16 protein-coding genes are annotated in these 16,590 nt (G+C 60.9%); 12 read left to right on the top strand and 4 right to left on the bottom strand.

What is annotated here, in order from left to right:
* Positions 1-6: 6 nt before the first annotated feature.
* Positions 7-711: a FadR/GntR family transcriptional regulator gene (locus tag R4P64_RS01580; protein ID WP_317818996.1), complete on the bottom strand. Its 705-nt coding sequence runs from the start codon at positions 709-711 to the stop codon at positions 7-9.
* A gap of 86 nt (positions 712-797) precedes the next feature.
* Complete coding sequence (locus tag R4P64_RS01575; protein ID WP_317818995.1) at positions 798-1,358, bottom strand: QsdR family transcriptional regulator; 561 nt, start codon at positions 1,356-1,358, stop codon at positions 798-800.
* A 144-nt stretch (positions 1,359-1,502) separates the two neighbouring features.
* On the opposite strand from R4P64_RS01575, the gene R4P64_RS01570 reads away from it, so the two are divergent.
* The 3 genes from R4P64_RS01570 to R4P64_RS01560 all read left to right on the top strand — a co-directional run bounded on the left by R4P64_RS01570 (position 1,503) and on the right by R4P64_RS01560 (position 5,768).
* Positions 1,503-2,474, top strand: coding sequence for a phosphotriesterase (locus R4P64_RS01570; RefSeq protein WP_095887351.1), 972 nt, complete (start codon positions 1,503-1,505; stop codon positions 2,472-2,474).
* A 2-nt stretch (positions 2,475-2,476) separates the two neighbouring features.
* Complete coding sequence (locus R4P64_RS01565; protein ID WP_317818993.1) at positions 2,477-4,147, top strand: AMP-binding protein; 1,671 nt, start codon at positions 2,477-2,479, stop codon at positions 4,145-4,147.
* A 229-nt stretch (positions 4,148-4,376) separates the two neighbouring features.
* A complete protein-coding gene (locus R4P64_RS01560; RefSeq protein WP_045065472.1) occupies positions 4,377-5,768 on the top strand; it encodes an MFS transporter in 1,392 nt (463 codons plus the stop codon).
* Positions 5,769-5,818: 50 nt separating this feature from the next.
* On the opposite strand, the gene R4P64_RS01555 is transcribed toward R4P64_RS01560, so the two are convergent.
* Positions 5,819-7,321, bottom strand: coding sequence for an AMP-binding protein (locus R4P64_RS01555; RefSeq protein WP_317818992.1), 1,503 nt, complete (start codon positions 7,319-7,321; stop codon positions 5,819-5,821).
* 134 nt (positions 7,322-7,455) lie between these two features.
* On the opposite strand from R4P64_RS01555, the gene R4P64_RS01550 reads away from it, so the two are divergent.
* Positions 7,456-8,136, top strand: coding sequence for a TetR/AcrR family transcriptional regulator (locus R4P64_RS01550; protein ID WP_317818991.1), 681 nt, complete (start codon positions 7,456-7,458; stop codon positions 8,134-8,136).
* A 49-nt stretch (positions 8,137-8,185) separates the two neighbouring features.
* Here the strand turns inward: R4P64_RS01550 and R4P64_RS01545 are convergent, their stop codons facing one another.
* Positions 8,186-8,662 carry a MaoC family dehydratase gene (locus R4P64_RS01545; protein ID WP_233365813.1) on the bottom strand — a complete coding sequence of 159 codons (477 nt, stop codon included), beginning with the start codon at positions 8,660-8,662 and terminating at the stop codon, positions 8,186-8,188.
* A 144-nt stretch (positions 8,663-8,806) separates the two neighbouring features.
* Between R4P64_RS01545 and R4P64_RS01540 the strand changes: the two genes are divergently transcribed.
* The 8 genes from R4P64_RS01540 to R4P64_RS01505 are packed head-to-tail and all read left to right on the top strand — an operon-like array spanning position 8,807 to position 16,570.
* Entirely contained in the window at positions 8,807-9,628 is an 822-nt protein-coding gene (locus tag R4P64_RS01540; RefSeq protein WP_317818990.1) for an SDR family oxidoreductase, read from the top strand.
* Positions 9,625-10,425 (top strand): enoyl-CoA hydratase-related protein, encoded by an 801-nt coding sequence (locus R4P64_RS01535; RefSeq protein ID WP_095887348.1) that lies wholly within the window; start codon positions 9,625-9,627, stop codon positions 10,423-10,425. Before R4P64_RS01540 ends, R4P64_RS01535 begins: the two co-directional genes overlap by 4 nt.
* Positions 10,412-11,632 carry an acyl-CoA dehydrogenase family protein gene (locus R4P64_RS01530; RefSeq protein WP_317818988.1) on the top strand — a complete coding sequence of 407 codons (1,221 nt, stop codon included), beginning with the start codon at positions 10,412-10,414 and terminating at the stop codon, positions 11,630-11,632. Before R4P64_RS01535 ends, R4P64_RS01530 begins: the two co-directional genes overlap by 14 nt.
* Position 11,633: 1 nt before the next feature.
* Positions 11,634-12,416 carry an SDR family oxidoreductase gene (locus R4P64_RS01525; RefSeq protein WP_317818987.1) on the top strand — a complete coding sequence of 261 codons (783 nt, stop codon included), beginning with the start codon at positions 11,634-11,636 and terminating at the stop codon, positions 12,414-12,416.
* Positions 12,409-13,443: a phosphotransferase family protein gene (locus R4P64_RS01520; protein ID WP_317818986.1), complete on the top strand. Its 1,035-nt coding sequence runs from the start codon at positions 12,409-12,411 to the stop codon at positions 13,441-13,443. Before R4P64_RS01525 ends, R4P64_RS01520 begins: the two co-directional genes overlap by 8 nt.
* Positions 13,444-13,489: 46 nt before the next feature.
* Positions 13,490-14,248 (top strand): 3-oxoacyl-ACP reductase FabG, encoded by a 759-nt coding sequence (gene fabG, locus R4P64_RS01515; protein WP_033233624.1) that lies wholly within the window; start codon positions 13,490-13,492, stop codon positions 14,246-14,248.
* Positions 14,249-14,282: 34 nt separating this feature from the next.
* Entirely contained in the window at positions 14,283-15,476 is a 1,194-nt protein-coding gene (locus R4P64_RS01510; RefSeq protein WP_317818984.1) for an acyl-CoA dehydrogenase family protein, read from the top strand.
* Positions 15,473-16,570: an acyl-CoA dehydrogenase family protein gene (locus R4P64_RS01505; protein WP_317818983.1), complete on the top strand. Its 1,098-nt coding sequence runs from the start codon at positions 15,473-15,475 to the stop codon at positions 16,568-16,570. Before R4P64_RS01510 ends, R4P64_RS01505 begins: the two co-directional genes overlap by 4 nt.
* Positions 16,571-16,590: the final 20 nt, after the last annotated feature.

The raw sequence follows: 16,590 nt of genomic DNA, 5'->3' as shown, positions 1-16,590 counted from the left end.
GCCTCTCTATGAATCGAGAATGCGTAGCTGACGGAGGACGGTGTCGATGTTTTCGCGTGTTGCAGCTACTGCGGCGTCGGGATCCGAATCCCATAGCGCGTCGAGCAGTCTGTCGTGGGCCTGTGAAGTATCGGGAACTCCCTCTTCGATGTCCACCATGTCGATGAGAGTCTTGCGGAGAAGCGGACGCACCGATTCGAACAGTGACAGCAGGACAGCGTTTCCCGAGAGCCGAACGACTTCTGTATGGAAATCGAGGTCGGTGTCGACAAACTTCTCGACATCCCTTTCGAAGTGGCTGTGGCGGAGCGTAAGTCGCCGTCGGAGACGCTCGAGATCTTCCGGTTGTGCGCGCTCCGCCGCAAGTCTGGCGGCCTCGACCTCCAACGCCCGGCGCACCTCGAAAACCTCGAGCATCTGTGAGCGTCGTAGTAGCCGGGTGAATTCGTCAGCGTGTTCCAGATCCTCCGCCGCGACAACAAACGTTCCGACCCCGTGCCGTACCTCCAGCAACCCGGCATGATTTAGAAGCCGGATCGCTTCGCGGATGGACGAACGCCCGACTCCCAGTTCTACGGCGAGTGCGGCTTCGCTCGGGATCCGCTGCTTCGGCAGCCATACCGATTGGCGGATCTTCGACCGGAAGATCTGTTCGATCTGCGGCACCAGGGGACCGCTGCGCAGAACGAAACCACCGTGGTCGTCGGTCATTGCTACCTTTCGAATCGAATTCGCCTAGCGTAACAAGTCATCAGACGTCTGAGGACTAACCCTTAGCGGGTGTGTTCGATGGGCACTCACACGCGCGGGACCCCGAGCAGAAGTGCGATCAAATCGAGAGCTGTCTCGATCTCTGCCTTCTCTCGACCTAGTAGAGGTGCGTAAAGGTGGATGTCGCAGATACGAACAAGTGCCTGGCCCAGCACTTGTGGCGACAAGCTGAGGGTCAACTGGCCGGCATCGACCTGTGACTGCAGGATTTCGGCGGCAATGGATGCGGAGATTGACTCAATGGCACCGGGCATCAACGCGAGCTTGATGAACACCATCGGTTCCCTCTTGGTGAGCGCGCGAAGTTCTGTCGACGCCTCTACCGAGCGCATAACTCGATCGAATACGTCGATGACGTATTCCGGGCCCTTGCCTGAAGCTTGCGACATCGCCTTGCGGTACGTGCGCTCGGTGGCTTCCGCCAACACCGTCCCCAGTAGTTCGTCGCGGTTTCCGACCCATCGGTAGAGCGTCGCGCGGCCTACTCCGAGGCGCTCGGCAAGTAGTGACATGTCGAGCGCCTCTTCGGCGAGATACATGCTCGCGGCGGTGTCGATGGCGCGCCGGCGGTCGCGGTCGGATGGCATACAGGCATTCTCTCCGGTGGGCCGGTGTGTCGATTTTCGGGTCTGTGTACGGCTCTGGCTATCTATTGACGAACCCGCCTAGGTGAGACACACTAGCTCATTGTCTCAGCTAAGTGATGCCGATCACAGTCAGGGGTTTTGTCGATGAGTTCAGTACAGACCGTTCGCGGGTCGGTGGACAGCGCCGATCTGGGGAAGGTGTTGATGCACGAGCACGTCTTTGTTCTCGGAGAGGAGATGCGCCAGAACTATCCCGACTACCCGGAGCCTTGGGACGAAGAGGCGCGGGTGGCGGACGCAGTTGCCAAGCTGACCGAACTGAAGTCCCGCGGGATCAACACAATCGTCGATCCCACCGTGATCGGACTCGGCCGATACATTCCGCGCATCGCGCGAATCAACGAGCAGGTCGATCTCAACATCATCGTCGCCACGGGCATCTACACCTACAACGACATTCCGTTCCAATTCCATCACACAGGACCGGGATTACTCTTCGATGTGCGAGAGCCGATGGTCGATCTGTTTGTCAAAGACATTCGAGAAGGCATCGCCGGCACTGGTATTCGCGCGGCATTCCTCAAGTGCGCCATCGAAGAGCCGGGGCTGACTCCCGGAGTCGAGCGAGTGATGCGCGCAGTTGGAGCTGCGCAGGTCGAAACCGGTGTTCCCATAACCGTCCACACCGACCCGCACACCGAATCCGGGCTCGTTGCACAGAAAGTCCTGGCCGACGAGGGCGCAGATCTGACCAAGGTCGTGATCGGTCATTCGGGTGACTCGACGGATCTCGACTATCTGTGTGCGCTCGCAGACGCCGGCTCCCTACTGGGCATGGACCGCTTCGGTCTGGATGTGCTCTTGCCGTTCGAGGAGCGCGTGAACACCGTGGTGGAGATGGCTCGTCGCGGCTACGCGGAGAAAATGGTTCTCGCCCACGACGCGTCGTGCTTCATCGACTGGTTCTCCAGCGAGGCGAAGGCTGCCGCTGTGCCGAACTGGAACTACACGCACATCAGCGATCACGTCATCCCGACCTTGTTGGAGCGAGGCGTCACCGAAGACCAGATCACGACGATGCTGGTCGACAATCCGCGTCGATATTTCGAGAGCTGATCATGGACGACGGGTATGCGGGCAAGCTGTCGGTGCCACGTCCTTGGCTTGCGCGCTACGACAGTGGTACTGCGCCAACCGTTGACATCGAATACACCAATGCCCTGGAGATGTTCCGTGCGTCGGTGGCCCGCGACGCTGATGCTCCCGCAATCAGATACTTCGACGCGACTCTCACGTTCGGCGAGCTCGACACGATGTCGGACGCTTTGGCAGTGGCTCTCGCCGGCGACGGTATCGGCTTCGGCGATCGGGTGGCATTTGTCCTGCAGAATGTGCCTCAGTTCTTTGTCGCGACTCTGGCTGTCTGGAAGTTGGGAGCCGTTGTGGTTCCGGTCAATCCGATGTACCGCGACCGTGAGTTGGCGACGGTCCTGCTCGACAGCGGTGCCGTTGCGGCGATCTGCCTCGAGTCCTCGGCCGAGACGGTGGTGACGGCGTCTGTGGGTACGGATGTTGGATGTGTTATCACTACGTCGGAACTCGATTTTCAATCACGAAGTGATCAAAGGATTTTCGGGTCTGTCAGCCGAATGAGGTACGAGGGTTGCCACGACCTGCTGGAGTTGATCGAGGAGAACCGCGGCGCCGCACCCGATCCCGTTGACCTCGAGCCGGGCGATCTTGCGTATCTGCCGTACACGTCCGGTACGACGGGTCCGCCCAAGGGGTCTATGAACACGCACTCCAGTGTGGTGTTCGCAGCGCAGATCTATCGGGACTGGGTGGGCCTGCGCCCGGGTGGCGCGATGTTTGCCGTAGCCCCGTTGTTTCACATCACTGGTTTGATCGGACACGTCGCGGCGCCACTGCTATCGGGGGCCGCTACAATTCTCACGTGTAGATTCCACCCCGTTGTTGCGGCGGAGTCTATTTCGGAGCATCGCGCCACAGCGATCATCGGTGCAATTACCGTTTTCATCGCCTGGACGGATAATGCGGCGGTATCGAAAGAGTTGCTCAGTAGTCTCGAATCGGTCTACTCGGGTGGCGCGCCCATTCCGCATGCAGCGCTCGAGTCGTTTCGGGCGAAGTTCGGTCACTACATCCACAACGGCTACGGTTTGACCGAAACCAACAGTCCTGCAATCGTTGTGCCGCATTCACGAGAAGCGCCGGTCGACCCTGCGTCGGGTGCGGTAGCGGTTGGCGTGCCTGTCTCGAGTACGCATGCCGAGGTGGTGGACGAAAACGACAATCCGGTACCGGTCGGGGAGTACGGGGAGATAGTTGTCAGCGGCCCGCAGGTCGCGCTCGGATACTGGAACAAGCCGGAAGAGACCACCCACGCCATGCCCAACGGCCGTTTTCACACCGGCGATGTAGGTTTCATGGACGCCGACGGATGGTTCTACGTGGTCGATCGGATGAAGGATCAGATCAATGCCTCGGGATTCAAGGTATGGCCGCGCGAAGTGGAAGATGTTCTCTACGAACATCCTTCCGTTCGTGAGGCTGCAGTAGTGGGTGTCATGGACCCCTATCGCGGAGAGACCGTGAAAGCCTTCGTTTCACTCAAGGAGGGGCTGGAGGCGACGCCGGATGAACTGGTGGAATTCTGCAAGGTCCGTCTGGCCGCGTACAAGTACCCGCGCATCATCGAGGTCATGAGTGACCTTCCGAAGACCGTGAGCGGCAAGATTCTTCGCCGTGAATTGAGGGTTCCGCGCTAATTCCACACTCCAATGACTGCCGGCTCATCGAATCGTGATGGGCCGGCAGTTGTCGTGTTTGACTGAACTGCATCAAATATTGTGCGCAACAATGCTATTCAGTGATTGACATCACTCCGTGGGTGCCGCACACTGGTCACATCATCCGAACTTGAAGTTGGCGTCAGTTTCTACTGTCGGGGCGGCGCTTCGTTCGGGTGCAATCGCTACGACCCATCGAGGAGTAGGCATGACTAGATCGGTAGTGAATTCGGGAGGGCCCGCAGGGCGCGTATCCGATCAAGAGCGCACCAGGAAGCGTGCACATCGCAAGCTTCTCGGCGCCGGACTTCTGGGCAGCTCGATCGAATGGTACGACTTCTTTCTCTATGGAACGGCTGCAGCGCTTGTCTTTCCGCATGTATTCTTTCCGAACTCGTCCGCCCTCATGGGTACGTTGCTCTCGTTCAGTACGTTCTGGGCGGGATTCGTAGCTCGGCCGATCGGTGGGATCGTTGCCGGCCATTTCGGGGACAAGTACGGACGTAAGCCTGCCGTGGTTACCTGCCTGCTCCTGATGGCATTGGCGACGTTCCTGATCGGCGCGATTCCGAGTGCATCGGCAATCGGCGTCGCTGCTCCAATTCTGTTGGTCACCTTGCGATTCATTCAAGGTCTCGCCTGCGGCGGGCAGTGGGGCGGCATAGTCTTGCTTCTCACGGAGTCGGCTAGTCCGAAGAAGCGGGGATTCTCCGGAACCTTTGGACAGATGGGTGTTTCGTTCGGCGTGGTTCTCGGCAACGTCGTATTTCTGATCGCCACCGCGACGATCTCGAACGAAGCATTCCTGAGCTGGGGATGGCGAATTCCCTTCTTCGCCAGCGCATTACTCTTCCCAGTCGTCCTGTACATCCAGACCAAGGTTGAAGACACTCCGGAATTTCTGGAGTTGCAGAAAGAAGCGGCTCGCAACAAGAAGGATGCAGTGGTGCAGGCGCCGCTGACAAAAGCGATCAAAACTCATTGGCGCAAGATTCTTCTCGGCTGTGGTCTTCTGGCTGCTACCAACTCGCTCTTCTATATCAGCATTGCCGGTGTTTTGAGCTACGGCACAACGGAACTCGGCCTAAAGAGGAATTCTCTTCTGATCATCTCTCTCCTCAGCGCGCTCCTGACCGTCGGAGTGGTGCTGTGGTCGGGAAAGATGTCGGACAGGATCGGGCGTCGTCCGATGATCTTGATCGGTGCGGCCGCGATCGTTGTCTGGGCCTTTCCGTACTTCTGGCTGATCAACACCAAGTCGCTACCGCTCTTCTTTGTTGCTGTCACCGTCGGCAGCGTTTTCCAGTCGATGACATACGGGCCCATCGCGGCATACATGGGCGAGTTGTTCGCCCCGAATGTCCGCTACTCCGCCGCGTCTCTTGCCTATCAACTGGCAGCGATCACTGTCAGCGGTGGCACACCGTTCATCATGACGGCGCTGATCGCGAAGACGGGAACCACGACCCTGGTTGCCGTGTTCGTCGCACTCATGGGATTGGTGACCTTCTTCAGTGCGTGGGCGCTTGCCGAGACCAATCCGAAGGAAGTCCGCGACGATCCGGAGGCGATCCCCGGTGCGCATCTGTATGCGTCGTAGCTAGACAGGTAAGCCCCGGCAGACAATTCTGCCGGGGCTCTCCTGCGAACTCAGCTCTGTTTCAGAGTGACCAGTCCGGTGCGGTCGATCGAGCGTTTGAGGATCTTGCCGGTGGAACCCTTGGGCAGTGCGTCGATGAACTGCACAACCCGAGGAATTTTGTACGCCGACAGGCGCTCCCGTGCCCATGCAGTCACGCCGGCAGCATCGACGACGCTACCCGATCGCACCGCTACGACTGCCGCGACTTCCTCGCCGTAGTAGTCGTCCGGGATACCTATCACTGCAGCTTCGATGATGTCGGGGTGCTGATACAGCACCTCCTCTACTTCGCCGGGGTACACGTTGTAACCGCCGCGGATGATCAGATCCTTGACCCGATCGACTATGCGAAGGTCGCCGTCCGCATCGGTTTCACCGAGGTCGCCGGTGCGGAACCACCCGTCTGGGGAGAGTACCGCCGAGGTATCGTCCGGGCGTTTCCAATAGCCCTTCATGACAGTGGGGCCCTTGATGAAGACCTCTCCGACTGTGCCTGCGGAGCAAGGATTTCCGTCGTGATCGCGAACCTCGACTTCGGTTCTCGGGACGGCCCGGCCGGTGTAGCCGATTTTCGGCGGACGGTCGATGCTGTTGAACGTTCCGAACGCGCTTGTCTCGGTGAGGCCGTACCCTTCGAGGATCGTGCAGGCGAACCGAGTTTCGAAGGCGCGGGCTACCTCACCTGGAAGGGAGGCTCCGCCGGAGATTGCGATTCTGAGTTGCTCGAAGTCGGAGCTGTCCACGTCGGCTGCTGCGTGGAGCATGGCATTCCACATTGTCGGAACACCGGCCATTATGGTGAGTTTGTCCTTGCGGACCAGATCGAGCATGGCGGTCGGATCGAAACGCGGAAGCAGGGAGAGCGATCCACCGCCGGTGAAGGTTGCCATCATCACGGAGCCCTGCCCGAAGATGTGGAACAGCGGTAGACCCGTTCCCGTTCGGTCCGAAGAGTTTCCGCGGCTACTCTCGGCTCCGATTTCGCCGGCCGACAACAGGTTTCCCACGGTTAGCTGAGCACCCTTCGGGCGCCCGGTGGTGCCGGAGGTGTAGAGAATCGCAGTGGTGTCGTGTACATCTCGGTCGGCAATGGCTGTCGGTTCCTGGTCGGTTCTCGCCGATTCTTCGGTGAGGGTCCAGACCGGAACGCCGCGGGCGGCGCCGGCGTCATGGGTCGCCGGCCCGAGTTGATGCCATGCGATGGCGAGTGAGATATCGGCGTCGTCGAGCACGTACTCGATCTCGGGCTGTGCCGACATTGTATTGACCGGGACGACAACGCAACCGGCAGCCTGAATTCCCATGTACGCCACGATGAATTCCGCAACCGACGGAGCGGCGAGCAACACCCGATCTCCTTCGCTCAATCCGGCAGCACGGATTCGGCCGCCAAACGAGAGGGAGGCGTCGTGGAGTTGTCGGTATGTCCAGTCCCGGCCGGAACCGCGAATCGCGATGTTGTCCGGTGTGGCTGCGGCGTAACGGGTTACCGGATCGAGAACGCTGACCATGGATATGCCTTTCAGGAGAATCGACCGATTGTGTGTCCTGATGTCCTTGCCGAGCGTACACTTGAACTCGGTGTCAACATTGAGTTTGTCGCGAATATCCCTCAGTAGCAGTGAACTTCGGAAAGGTGAGTAGCGTGGTGGATGACGACTCGCGGATATCCGAACTGCCTCTTGCCCCGCCGGCGGGGCATCGTGATCCGCCGAGCACCGAACGGGGTGCTCGCACCAGGGCTGCTCTGATCGCCTCTGCACGTGTGGTTTTCGAGCGGGCCGGCTATTTGGATGCGCGATTGATAGATATAGCGAAGGAAGCTGGGTGTGCTACCGGTTCCTTCTACACCTATTTTGCCAACAAGGAAGAAGTTTTTGCGGCCGTCCTCGAGGTAGCTCGTGAAGAAATGATGCATCCGGGCATCGGTAGGGTTGCGGACACTGACGATCCATATGCCGTTCTGGAGGCAAGTAATCGGGCGTATCTTGCGGCATATCAACGGAATGCAAAGTTGATGGGATTGATGGAGCAAGTTGCCAGTATCGACCCGGAGTTCCGCAGGATTCGCAACGAGCGGGCAGACGCATTTATTCTGCGCAACGCGCGAGGTATCGCCGAACTGCAAGAACGTGGTGTCGTTGATCCCGGCTTGAATCCGCTGCTTACGTCAATGGCATTGTCCGGCATGGTGAGTCGATTTGCCCACAGTGTATTCACGTTGAGTGACGGGCGAGTGGATGGAAGGCCGGTCGAATTCGACGAGATTGTCGGCACCGTGACGGATCTGTGGGCCAATGCGCTGAAGTTCCCGAGGCGGAGCTGACGAAGCGCGCCCTGGTCGAGAGTGCTCAGGGCGCGCCTCGAGAATCGTCTCAGCTCTTCTCGACGACGCGAGCTACCGCTTCCGCGACGGCCACAGGCTTGTCGGAACCTTCGCGCTCGAGCACCTGGCGCGTCTTTACCTGGATACCGCCAGGCAACTGCTCGGCGGACACCACGGTTGAGCGCATCCGCAGTCGCGAGCCCACGGGGACCGGTGCGGGGAAGCGCACTTTGTCGTATCCGTAGTTGAGGCTGTGCGCAAAGCCGTCGAAGGCCAGGAGTTGGGAGGAGAACTGTGGACCCAGTGAGAGACTGAAAAGTCCGTGCGCGATGGTGGTGCCGAATGCGCTCGCCGCCGCACGCTCTGGGTCGACGTGAATCCACTGGTGATCGTTGGTGACCGCGGCAAAAGCGTCGATGCGATCCTGCGTGATCTCGTACCACTCGGTGGGGCCCAGTTCCTGGCCGATCAACTTCTCGAGCTCGGCAAACGTGGACGGGCGGACGGGCAATTGCTCTTCAGTCATCGTGGTCCTTTACTCGCAGTTCAGGAGGTTGGAAAATAGATTCCACTGGCGACGGTTGAAGTTGACGCCGGATTCAACTATACATGACAAGAGACGTGGATCACGGTAAAAGCTTTCGGTGAATGCAAGCGAGAGGAATCGCCAATGAAGGTCGCCCAGAAGGTTGCAATTGTCACCGGAGGTGGCGGCGGTATCGGGGGAGCGCTCGCCAGGAAGTTGGCGGCGGAGGGCGCCCGCGTAGTTGTGGCCGATCTCAATGCCGATGCAGCTGCCGCTGTGGCCGACGCGGTCAACGCAGGGCACCCAGGATCGGCGGTCTCCGCCGGTGGCGACGTGTCCGACGCCGGTGTGATCGAGGGGTTGATCGCGCAGGCCGAGGAGGCTTTCGGTCCCGTTGATCTCTACTTCGCGAATGCCGGTATCACCGGCGGCCTCGGTCTCGACGTCGACGAGGACGGCTGGGACGTAGCCTTCGACATCAATGTGCGGGCCCACATTCGCGCTGCTCGTTTGTTGGTTCCCGGATGGGTCGAGCGCGGCGAAGGGTACTTCGTCAGCACCGCTTCGGCTGCCGGCCTGCTCACGCAGGTCGGTTCGGCGGTGTACGCGGTCACCAAGCATGCGGCAGTGGGTTTTGCCGAGTGGCTGTCGATGACATACGGAGACAAGGGCGTCCGAGTCAGCTGTCTGTGTCCGATGGGTGTCAACACCAAGCTCCTCTACGAAGGGAAAGAGACCGGTGATCCTCTCGGAGTCGCTGCGACGGGAGCTGTCCTTGCGGCCGGCGAGGTGATCGAGCCCGACCAGTGCGCCGAAATCGTCTTGGCTGCAATGGACGCCGAGCACTTCCTCATCCTCCCGCACCCGAAGGTACTGGACATGTACCGGCAGAAGGGCGCTGACTACGATCGCTGGCTCAGCGGAATGCGCCGTTACCAGGCGTCGTTGCTCGCCGGAACGCGATGATTCCGGAACTTGTACTTTCGCAGCAGCGTGGGCCCGTCCTACTGCTGACCTTCAATCGTCCGGATGTCCTGAACGCCTGGACAAACGAACTCGAGGACGTGTACTTCGATCTACTGGCCGCCGCGGACGACGATCCCGACGTCCGGGCAATCGTGATCACGGGTGCGGGTCGCGGATTCTGCTCGGGTGCAGATCTGAGCAACCTGAAGAACGTCGGCGACGTTTCCGACGAGGATCTGGTGAGGCCTCGGCCTCGCGAGTTTCCCACGTCGCTACGTAAGCCGTTGATCGGCGCCATCAACGGAGTAGCGGCCGGACTTGGTTTCGTGGAAGCGCTGTACTGCGACGTTCGATTCGGTTCGTCTGCAACACGATTCACCACCGCATTTGCCAAGCGCGGGCTGATCGCCGAGTACGGCATCTCATGGATGTTGCCTAGACTTGTCGGCCGGAGTCGGGCCACCGATTTACTGCTGTCGAGTCGAATGGTCGGAGCCGACGAGGCCTACCGCATCGGACTGATCGACCACCTGGTCGACGGTGATGTCGTAGAAGCAGCGGTTGCCTACGCCGCAGAAATCGCGGCCAACTGCTCGCCGACCTCGTTGTCCGTCATGAAATCCCAGCTGAGCGCCGACGAGACCGGCACGTTCGACGAATCCACGCAGCGCGCGGAAACGCTCATGGTCAACGCATTTCGCGGACCGGACGTTGTCGAAGGTGTCGCGAGTCATCTGGAGCGTCGGCCACCTAATTTTCCTTCCCTCTCTGTCAGGAGTTCACATGTCAGTCTTTGAGTTCTCGGATCGCACGAAGAAGTACCAGGCCGAACTGCTCGACTTCATGGACAAGCACGTCTATCCGGCCGAAGCGGTCTACGAAGCGCAGATGCGTGAGTCCGGTAACCCGCACTTCCAGCCGCCGATCATCGACGACTTGAAGAAGGAAGCCAAGGCGCGTGGGCTGTGGAACCTCTTTCACCCGCACCCCGAATGGGGCCCTGGCCTGACCAACCTGGAATACGCACCGCTCGCGGAGATCATGGGCCGCAGTCACCTGGCTTCCGAAGCCACCAACTGCGCCGCTCCGGATACGGGAAACATGGAGGTGCTCACGCTCTTCGGCACCGACGAGCACAAGGAGAAGTACCTCAAGCCGCTGCTCAATGGTGAAATCCGGTCTGCCTTTGCCATGACCGAACCCGAAGTTGCCAGCTCCGACGCCACCAACATCCAGCTCCGCATGGATCGAGATGGCGACGAGTACGTACTGAACGGCCGTAAGTGGTTCGCTTCCAACGCTTTGCACCAGAACTGCAAGGTTCTGATCGTCATGGGCAAGACGGACTTCAATGCCGCGACGCACCGCCAGCAGTCGATGATGGTCGTGCCGATCGACGCTCCCGGCGTCACCATCGTGCGTAACCTGCCCGTCTTCGGTTACCAGGACCGCGAGGGACACGGCGAGATCACCTTCGAGGACGTACGCGTCCCGGCCAAGGACATCCTCGCCGGCGAGGGTGAAGGTTTCGCGATCAGCCAGGCCCGCCTCGGCCCCGGCCGCATCCACCACTGCATGCGTGCCATCGGAATGGCCGAGCGCGCACTGGAACTGATGTGCAAGCGCGCATCTACCCGCATCACCTTCGGAAAGCCCGTCAGCGACAACGCCAACATCCAGGACTGGATCGCCGAGGCGCGCATCGACATCGAAATGGTTCGACTACTCACGCTCAAGGCCGCACACATGATGGACACGGTGGGCAACAAGGAAGCACGTACCGAGATCGCGGCCATCAAGGTTGCGGCCCCGAACATCGCGCTCAAGATCATCGACCGCGCCATCCAGGTTCACGGCGGCGGCGGCGTGACGGACGACTTCCCGCTCGCAATGGCATACGCCCACATGCGCACCCTTCGGCTCGCCGACGGCCCGGACGAGGTACACAAGCGCGCCATCGCCAAGCAGGAGCTGAGCAAGTACCGCGAAGTCAAGGCGAACTGACATGGCAGGGCTGGACCTCACAGGCAAGACTGCGATCGTCACCGGCGCATCGCGTGGCATCGGCCTCGCGACCGCGCAGGCGATTGCGGCGTCGGGCGGAAACGTCGTACTGACCTCGCGCTCACAGGAATCCGCAGATGCCGCTGCCGCACAGGTGAACGGCAACGCGATCGGCGTCGGCGCTCACGCGACGGACGAGGATGCTGCCCGCAAGTGCGTCGAGCAGACAATCGAGCGTTTCGGCAGTCTCGACATCTTGGTGAACAACGCGGGCACCAACCCGTCGTTCGGGCCGATCATCAGTCAGGATCACTCGCGCTTCGCCAAGACCTTCGACGTCAACGTGTGGGCTCCAGTCCTGTGGACCGGCCTGGCAGCGAGGGCTTGGATGGGCGAGCACGGTGGATCCGTGGTCAACACCGCCTCGATCGGCGGCATGGCGTTCGAGGCCGGAATCGGCACGTACAACGCGTCGAAGGCCGCGCTGATACACATCACCAAACAGCTTGCGCTCGAACTGTCACCGAAGATTCGTGTCAACGCAGTGGCGCCGGGAGTAGTGAGAACCAAACTCGCCGAAGCGCTGTGGAAAGAGCATGAAGAAGCGGTATCCGCGTCGACTGCACTCGGACGCATCGGTGAACCGGAAGACATCGCTGCTGCCATCGCCTTCCTGGTTTCGGATGCAGCCCAGTGGATTACCGGTGAGATTATGACAATCGACGGAGGCCAGCTGCTCGGCGACGTCACGTCGTTCAGGCAAGGAGCGTCCTTCGGTGGCTAGCGTCGACGTCGTGGGACTCGATACCGAAGCGGTCACCGGCTGGATAGCAGGCCTGGGGATCGACTCCACCGGGCCGCTGTCCTTCGATCGAATCGGCCTGGGGCAGTCCAACCTCACGTACCTGGTACGCGATCAGGACGGCAACCGCTGGGTGCTACGACGCCCACCTCTCGGTTACCTGCTGGCTTCGGCTCACGACGTAGCGCGCGAAGCTCGAATCCTGAGAGCTCTCGAATCCACGGATGTACCGTCGCCGCGCGTGTTCGGGTTGACCGAGGACCCGGCTGTCACCGAAGTTCCGTTGCTGCTCATGGAGTTCGTGGACGGCGAAGTTGTCGACCGGATGCCACTTGCCGAGGCGTTGTCGGAGGATCGTCGCCGGGCAATCGGCATCTCGCTCGCTCGGACGCTGGCGAAGATACATGCCGTCGACCTGAAGCAGGCCGGGCTCGATGATCTGGCAAGCCACAAGCCCTACGCTGCAAGACAACTGAAGCGTTGGGGTGGACAGTGGGAACAGTCGAAGACACGAGAATGCCCTGATCTGGACGATCTTACGCAACGTCTGATTGCAGCTCAGCCGGCTCACACCGAAACCACGTTGGTGCACGGCGACTTTCACCTACGCAATGTGATCACCTCGGCGAGCAACGGCGAAGTGGTCGCGGCCCTCGACTGGGAACTCTGCACACTCGGCGATCCATTGGCAGACGTCGGAAGCTTGTTGGCGTACTGGCCGGCGGCGGGGGAGAACACGGGCGGTGACTTCCCGGCGTCGGCGCTCCCCGGATTCCCGTCGCGAGACGAGATCTCTCAAATCTACCTCGACGCTACCGGGAGAGATCCTGCTGCGCTGAAGTTCTGGCATACCTTGGGCCTGTGGAAGATTGCGGTGATCGCCGAAGGCGTGATGCGTCGTGCCCGCGACGAACCGCAGAATGCCGCCGAGAGCGGAACTCCCACCGTGGAACGTATTGACGCCTTGGTGGCCAAGGCCAGGGAAATTGCAGATCAAGCCGGGATCTGACGAGATCGTCCGGTGTCCGTCGAATCACGAAAATTATGGAGGGCCAGTGAGCCAGGAACGTAGAACCGCAATTGTCACGGGTGCAGCACGCGGAATCGGTGCGGCAGTGGCCAAGCGACTGTCGGAAGACGGCTTTGCCGTTGCCGTGCTCGACCTCGACGAAGCAGCGTGTGCCGGAACCGTCGACGCGATCAAGGCCGCAGGCGGGCAAGCCCTGGCCGTCGGCGCTGACGTTTCCGACGAAGAGTCGGTCGCCGCAGCAGTGGAGCGGGTGGCAGCAGAACTCGGTTCGCCGACCGTACTGATCAACAATGCAGGCATCACCCGCGACAACCTTCTGTTCAAGATGAGCGTTGCCGAGTGGGACTCGGTGATGAACGTCCACCTTCGCGGAGCGTTCCTCATGTCGCGCGCGGTGCAGAAGTACATGGTGGAAGCGAAGTTCGGCCGTATCGTCAACCTCTCGAGCACGTCGGCCCTCGGCAACCGCGGACAGGTCAACTACTCCGCAGCGAAGGCCGGAATGCAGGGATTCACCAAGACACTGGCCTTCGAACTGGGCAAGTTCGGTGTCACCGCCAACGCCATTGCCCCCGGATTCATCGAAACCGAAATGACCGCCGCAACGGCCGAGCGCATGGGAGTCGGCTTCGAGGACTTCAAGACCGCTGCCGCTTCGCAGATTCCGGTCAACCGCGTCGGACAGCCCGAGGACATCGCGCACACCGCGTCGTTCTTCGTCAGCGAAGGCGCAGGCTTCGTTTCCGGTCAGGTCGTCTACGTCGCCGGTGGACCCAAGGACTGACTGTCCGCTCACCGCTCGAACCGAAGGAATGGGCATGGCTTTCGACGAAGAGGCAGTATCGCGTGACCTCACCGAAAAGGTGAACACGCTTCTCGCGGAAAATGATCCGAATGCTGTATCGGTATCGGATTTCCTCGGCGCACGATTCGACGCCGGACTGGCGTGGGTTCACTTTCCCGAAGGCCACGGCGGTCTTGATCTGCCACAGAGCTTTCAGCGACAGATCAACGCGCAATTGGCGGCAGCGGGAGCCCCCGGGCCGGACACCGGCAAGAACGGTATCGGCCTCGGCATGGCTGCGCCCACCATCGCAGCGTTCGGCACCGAAGAGCAGAAACGAAAATTCCTGCGGCCGTTGTGGACATCCGAAACAGTGTACTGCCAGCTCTTCAGTGAGCCGGGCGCAGGATCGGACCTGGCTGCCGTCGCCACCCGGGCTGTCCGCGACGGCGACGACTGGATAGTGAACGGGCAGAAGGTCTGGACGTCGGGGGCTCAGAACGCTCAGTTGGCGATTCTTGTTGCCCGGACTGATCCGGAGCGGTCCAAACACGCAGGATTGAGCTACTTCGTCTGCGACATGACCGATCCCGGAGTTGATGTCAGGCCGCTCCGCCAGATCACCGGTGAGGCTGAGTTCAACGAGGTATTCCTCACGGACGTCAGGATTCCGGATGCCAACCGGCTGGGCGGCGAAGGCCAGGGATGGAAGGTTGCAACCACCACCCTGAACAACGAACGGGTGGCCATCGGTTCCGGTGCCCCTCGTGAGGGCGGCATGATCGGAAAGGTCGCGCAGGCCTGGCGCGACGAGCCTGAGCTGCGTAACCCGGCGATGCACGACGAGTTGATGCGGCTCTGGACCGAATCCGAAGTTGCGCGTCTGACCGGTGAGCGACTGCGCCAACAGCTGGCTGCCGGACAACCAGGCCCCGAAGGCTCGGGTATGAAGCTCGCGTTTGCCGGTTTGGCCCAGCAGATTTCAGGTTTCGAGCTGGAAATGCACGGCGAAGACGGGCTGCGGTACGACGACTGGACGCTGCGTCGTCCGGATTTTGTCGACTTCACCGGGCGTGAACCCGGCTACCGGTATCTGCGAGCCAAGGGCAATTCGATCGAGGGCGGAACGTCCGAGATCCTGCGCAACGTCATCGCAGAACGTGTACTCGGGTTGCCGCCCGAGCATCGCGTCGACAAGGACATCGCCTGGAAGGACCTGCCCCGATGAGCGCCGATCTGCTGTACTCCGAGACCGAACAAGACCTGCGTGCCAGTGTCCGACGTTTGCTGAGTGCGCGCTCAGGTGCCGACACCGTGGTCACTGCCTACGACGACGTGTCCGCCGACTTCACCGGGCTGTGGAAGTCCCTGGCGTCGGAACTCGGTTTGGCGGGACTGCTGGTACCTGAGGAGCTGGGCGGGGCCGGCGCGTCGACGCGTGAGGCGGCGGTCGTGATGGAGGAGATCGGCCGCGCGGTCGCTCCCGTTCCGTTCTTCACGAGTGCGGTGCTGGCGACGACGGCGCTGTTGAAAGCCGGCGAAACCGAGGTGCTCGGTCGATTGGCAGCCGGGGATTCGACGGCTGCTCTGATCGTCCCGTTATCCACTGCACCAGGTACTTTCGCGCCCACGGTCAGAGCGACGGTAAGCGGACTCGTCGGCAGCGTCACCACGGTTGCCGGCGTCGTCGAGTCCGATGTTCTTGTTGTTCCGGTTGCCGGTGAGAGTGGTGTGGAGCTGCACATCGTGCGGATCGCTGACGCTACTGTGACACCGATCCTGTCCCTGGACATGACGCGCCGATTGGCGGACGTCGAGTTCACGGAGGCGCCATCGATCCGCGTCGACAGTGGCAATGCCGCTGAGGCTGTCGAGGAGGCATTGCTCTGCGGAAGTGCACTTCTGGCCTCGGAGCAGTTCGCCGTGGCGCAGTGGTGCCTCGAGACCACGCTGGCTTATGTGAAGGAACGCAAGCAGTTCGGCCGCGCAATCGGTTCGTATCAGGCGATCAAGCATCGTCTGGCGGACCTGTGGCTCGAAGTCAGCTCTGCGGGTGCGGCCGCGCGTTATGCGGCTGATACCTATGCACGCGGTGACTCCGACGCGGCAGTTGCTGCGACGCTCGCTCAGGCGTACTGCAGCGGAGTCGCGGTTCATGCGGCGGAGGAATGTGTACAGCTTCACGGCGGGATCGGTATGACGTGGGAGTATCCGGCGCACCTGTATCTCAAGAGAGCCAAGAGTGACCAATTGACGCTGGGAACTGCATATCAGCACCGGGCGCGGCTTGCCGAGCTCGTCGACCTCCCCATCTCGTCCTGAACCACCCTCACTACCGAAAC

Origin of the sequence: Rhodococcus sp. IEGM 1366 (assembly GCF_033142425.1) — a bacterium.
GTDB lineage: Bacteria > Actinomycetota > Actinomycetes > Mycobacteriales > Mycobacteriaceae > Rhodococcus_F > Rhodococcus_F globerula.
Note: the sequence above shows the minus strand (reverse complement) of the source record. Positions and strands in the feature narration are given on the sequence as shown.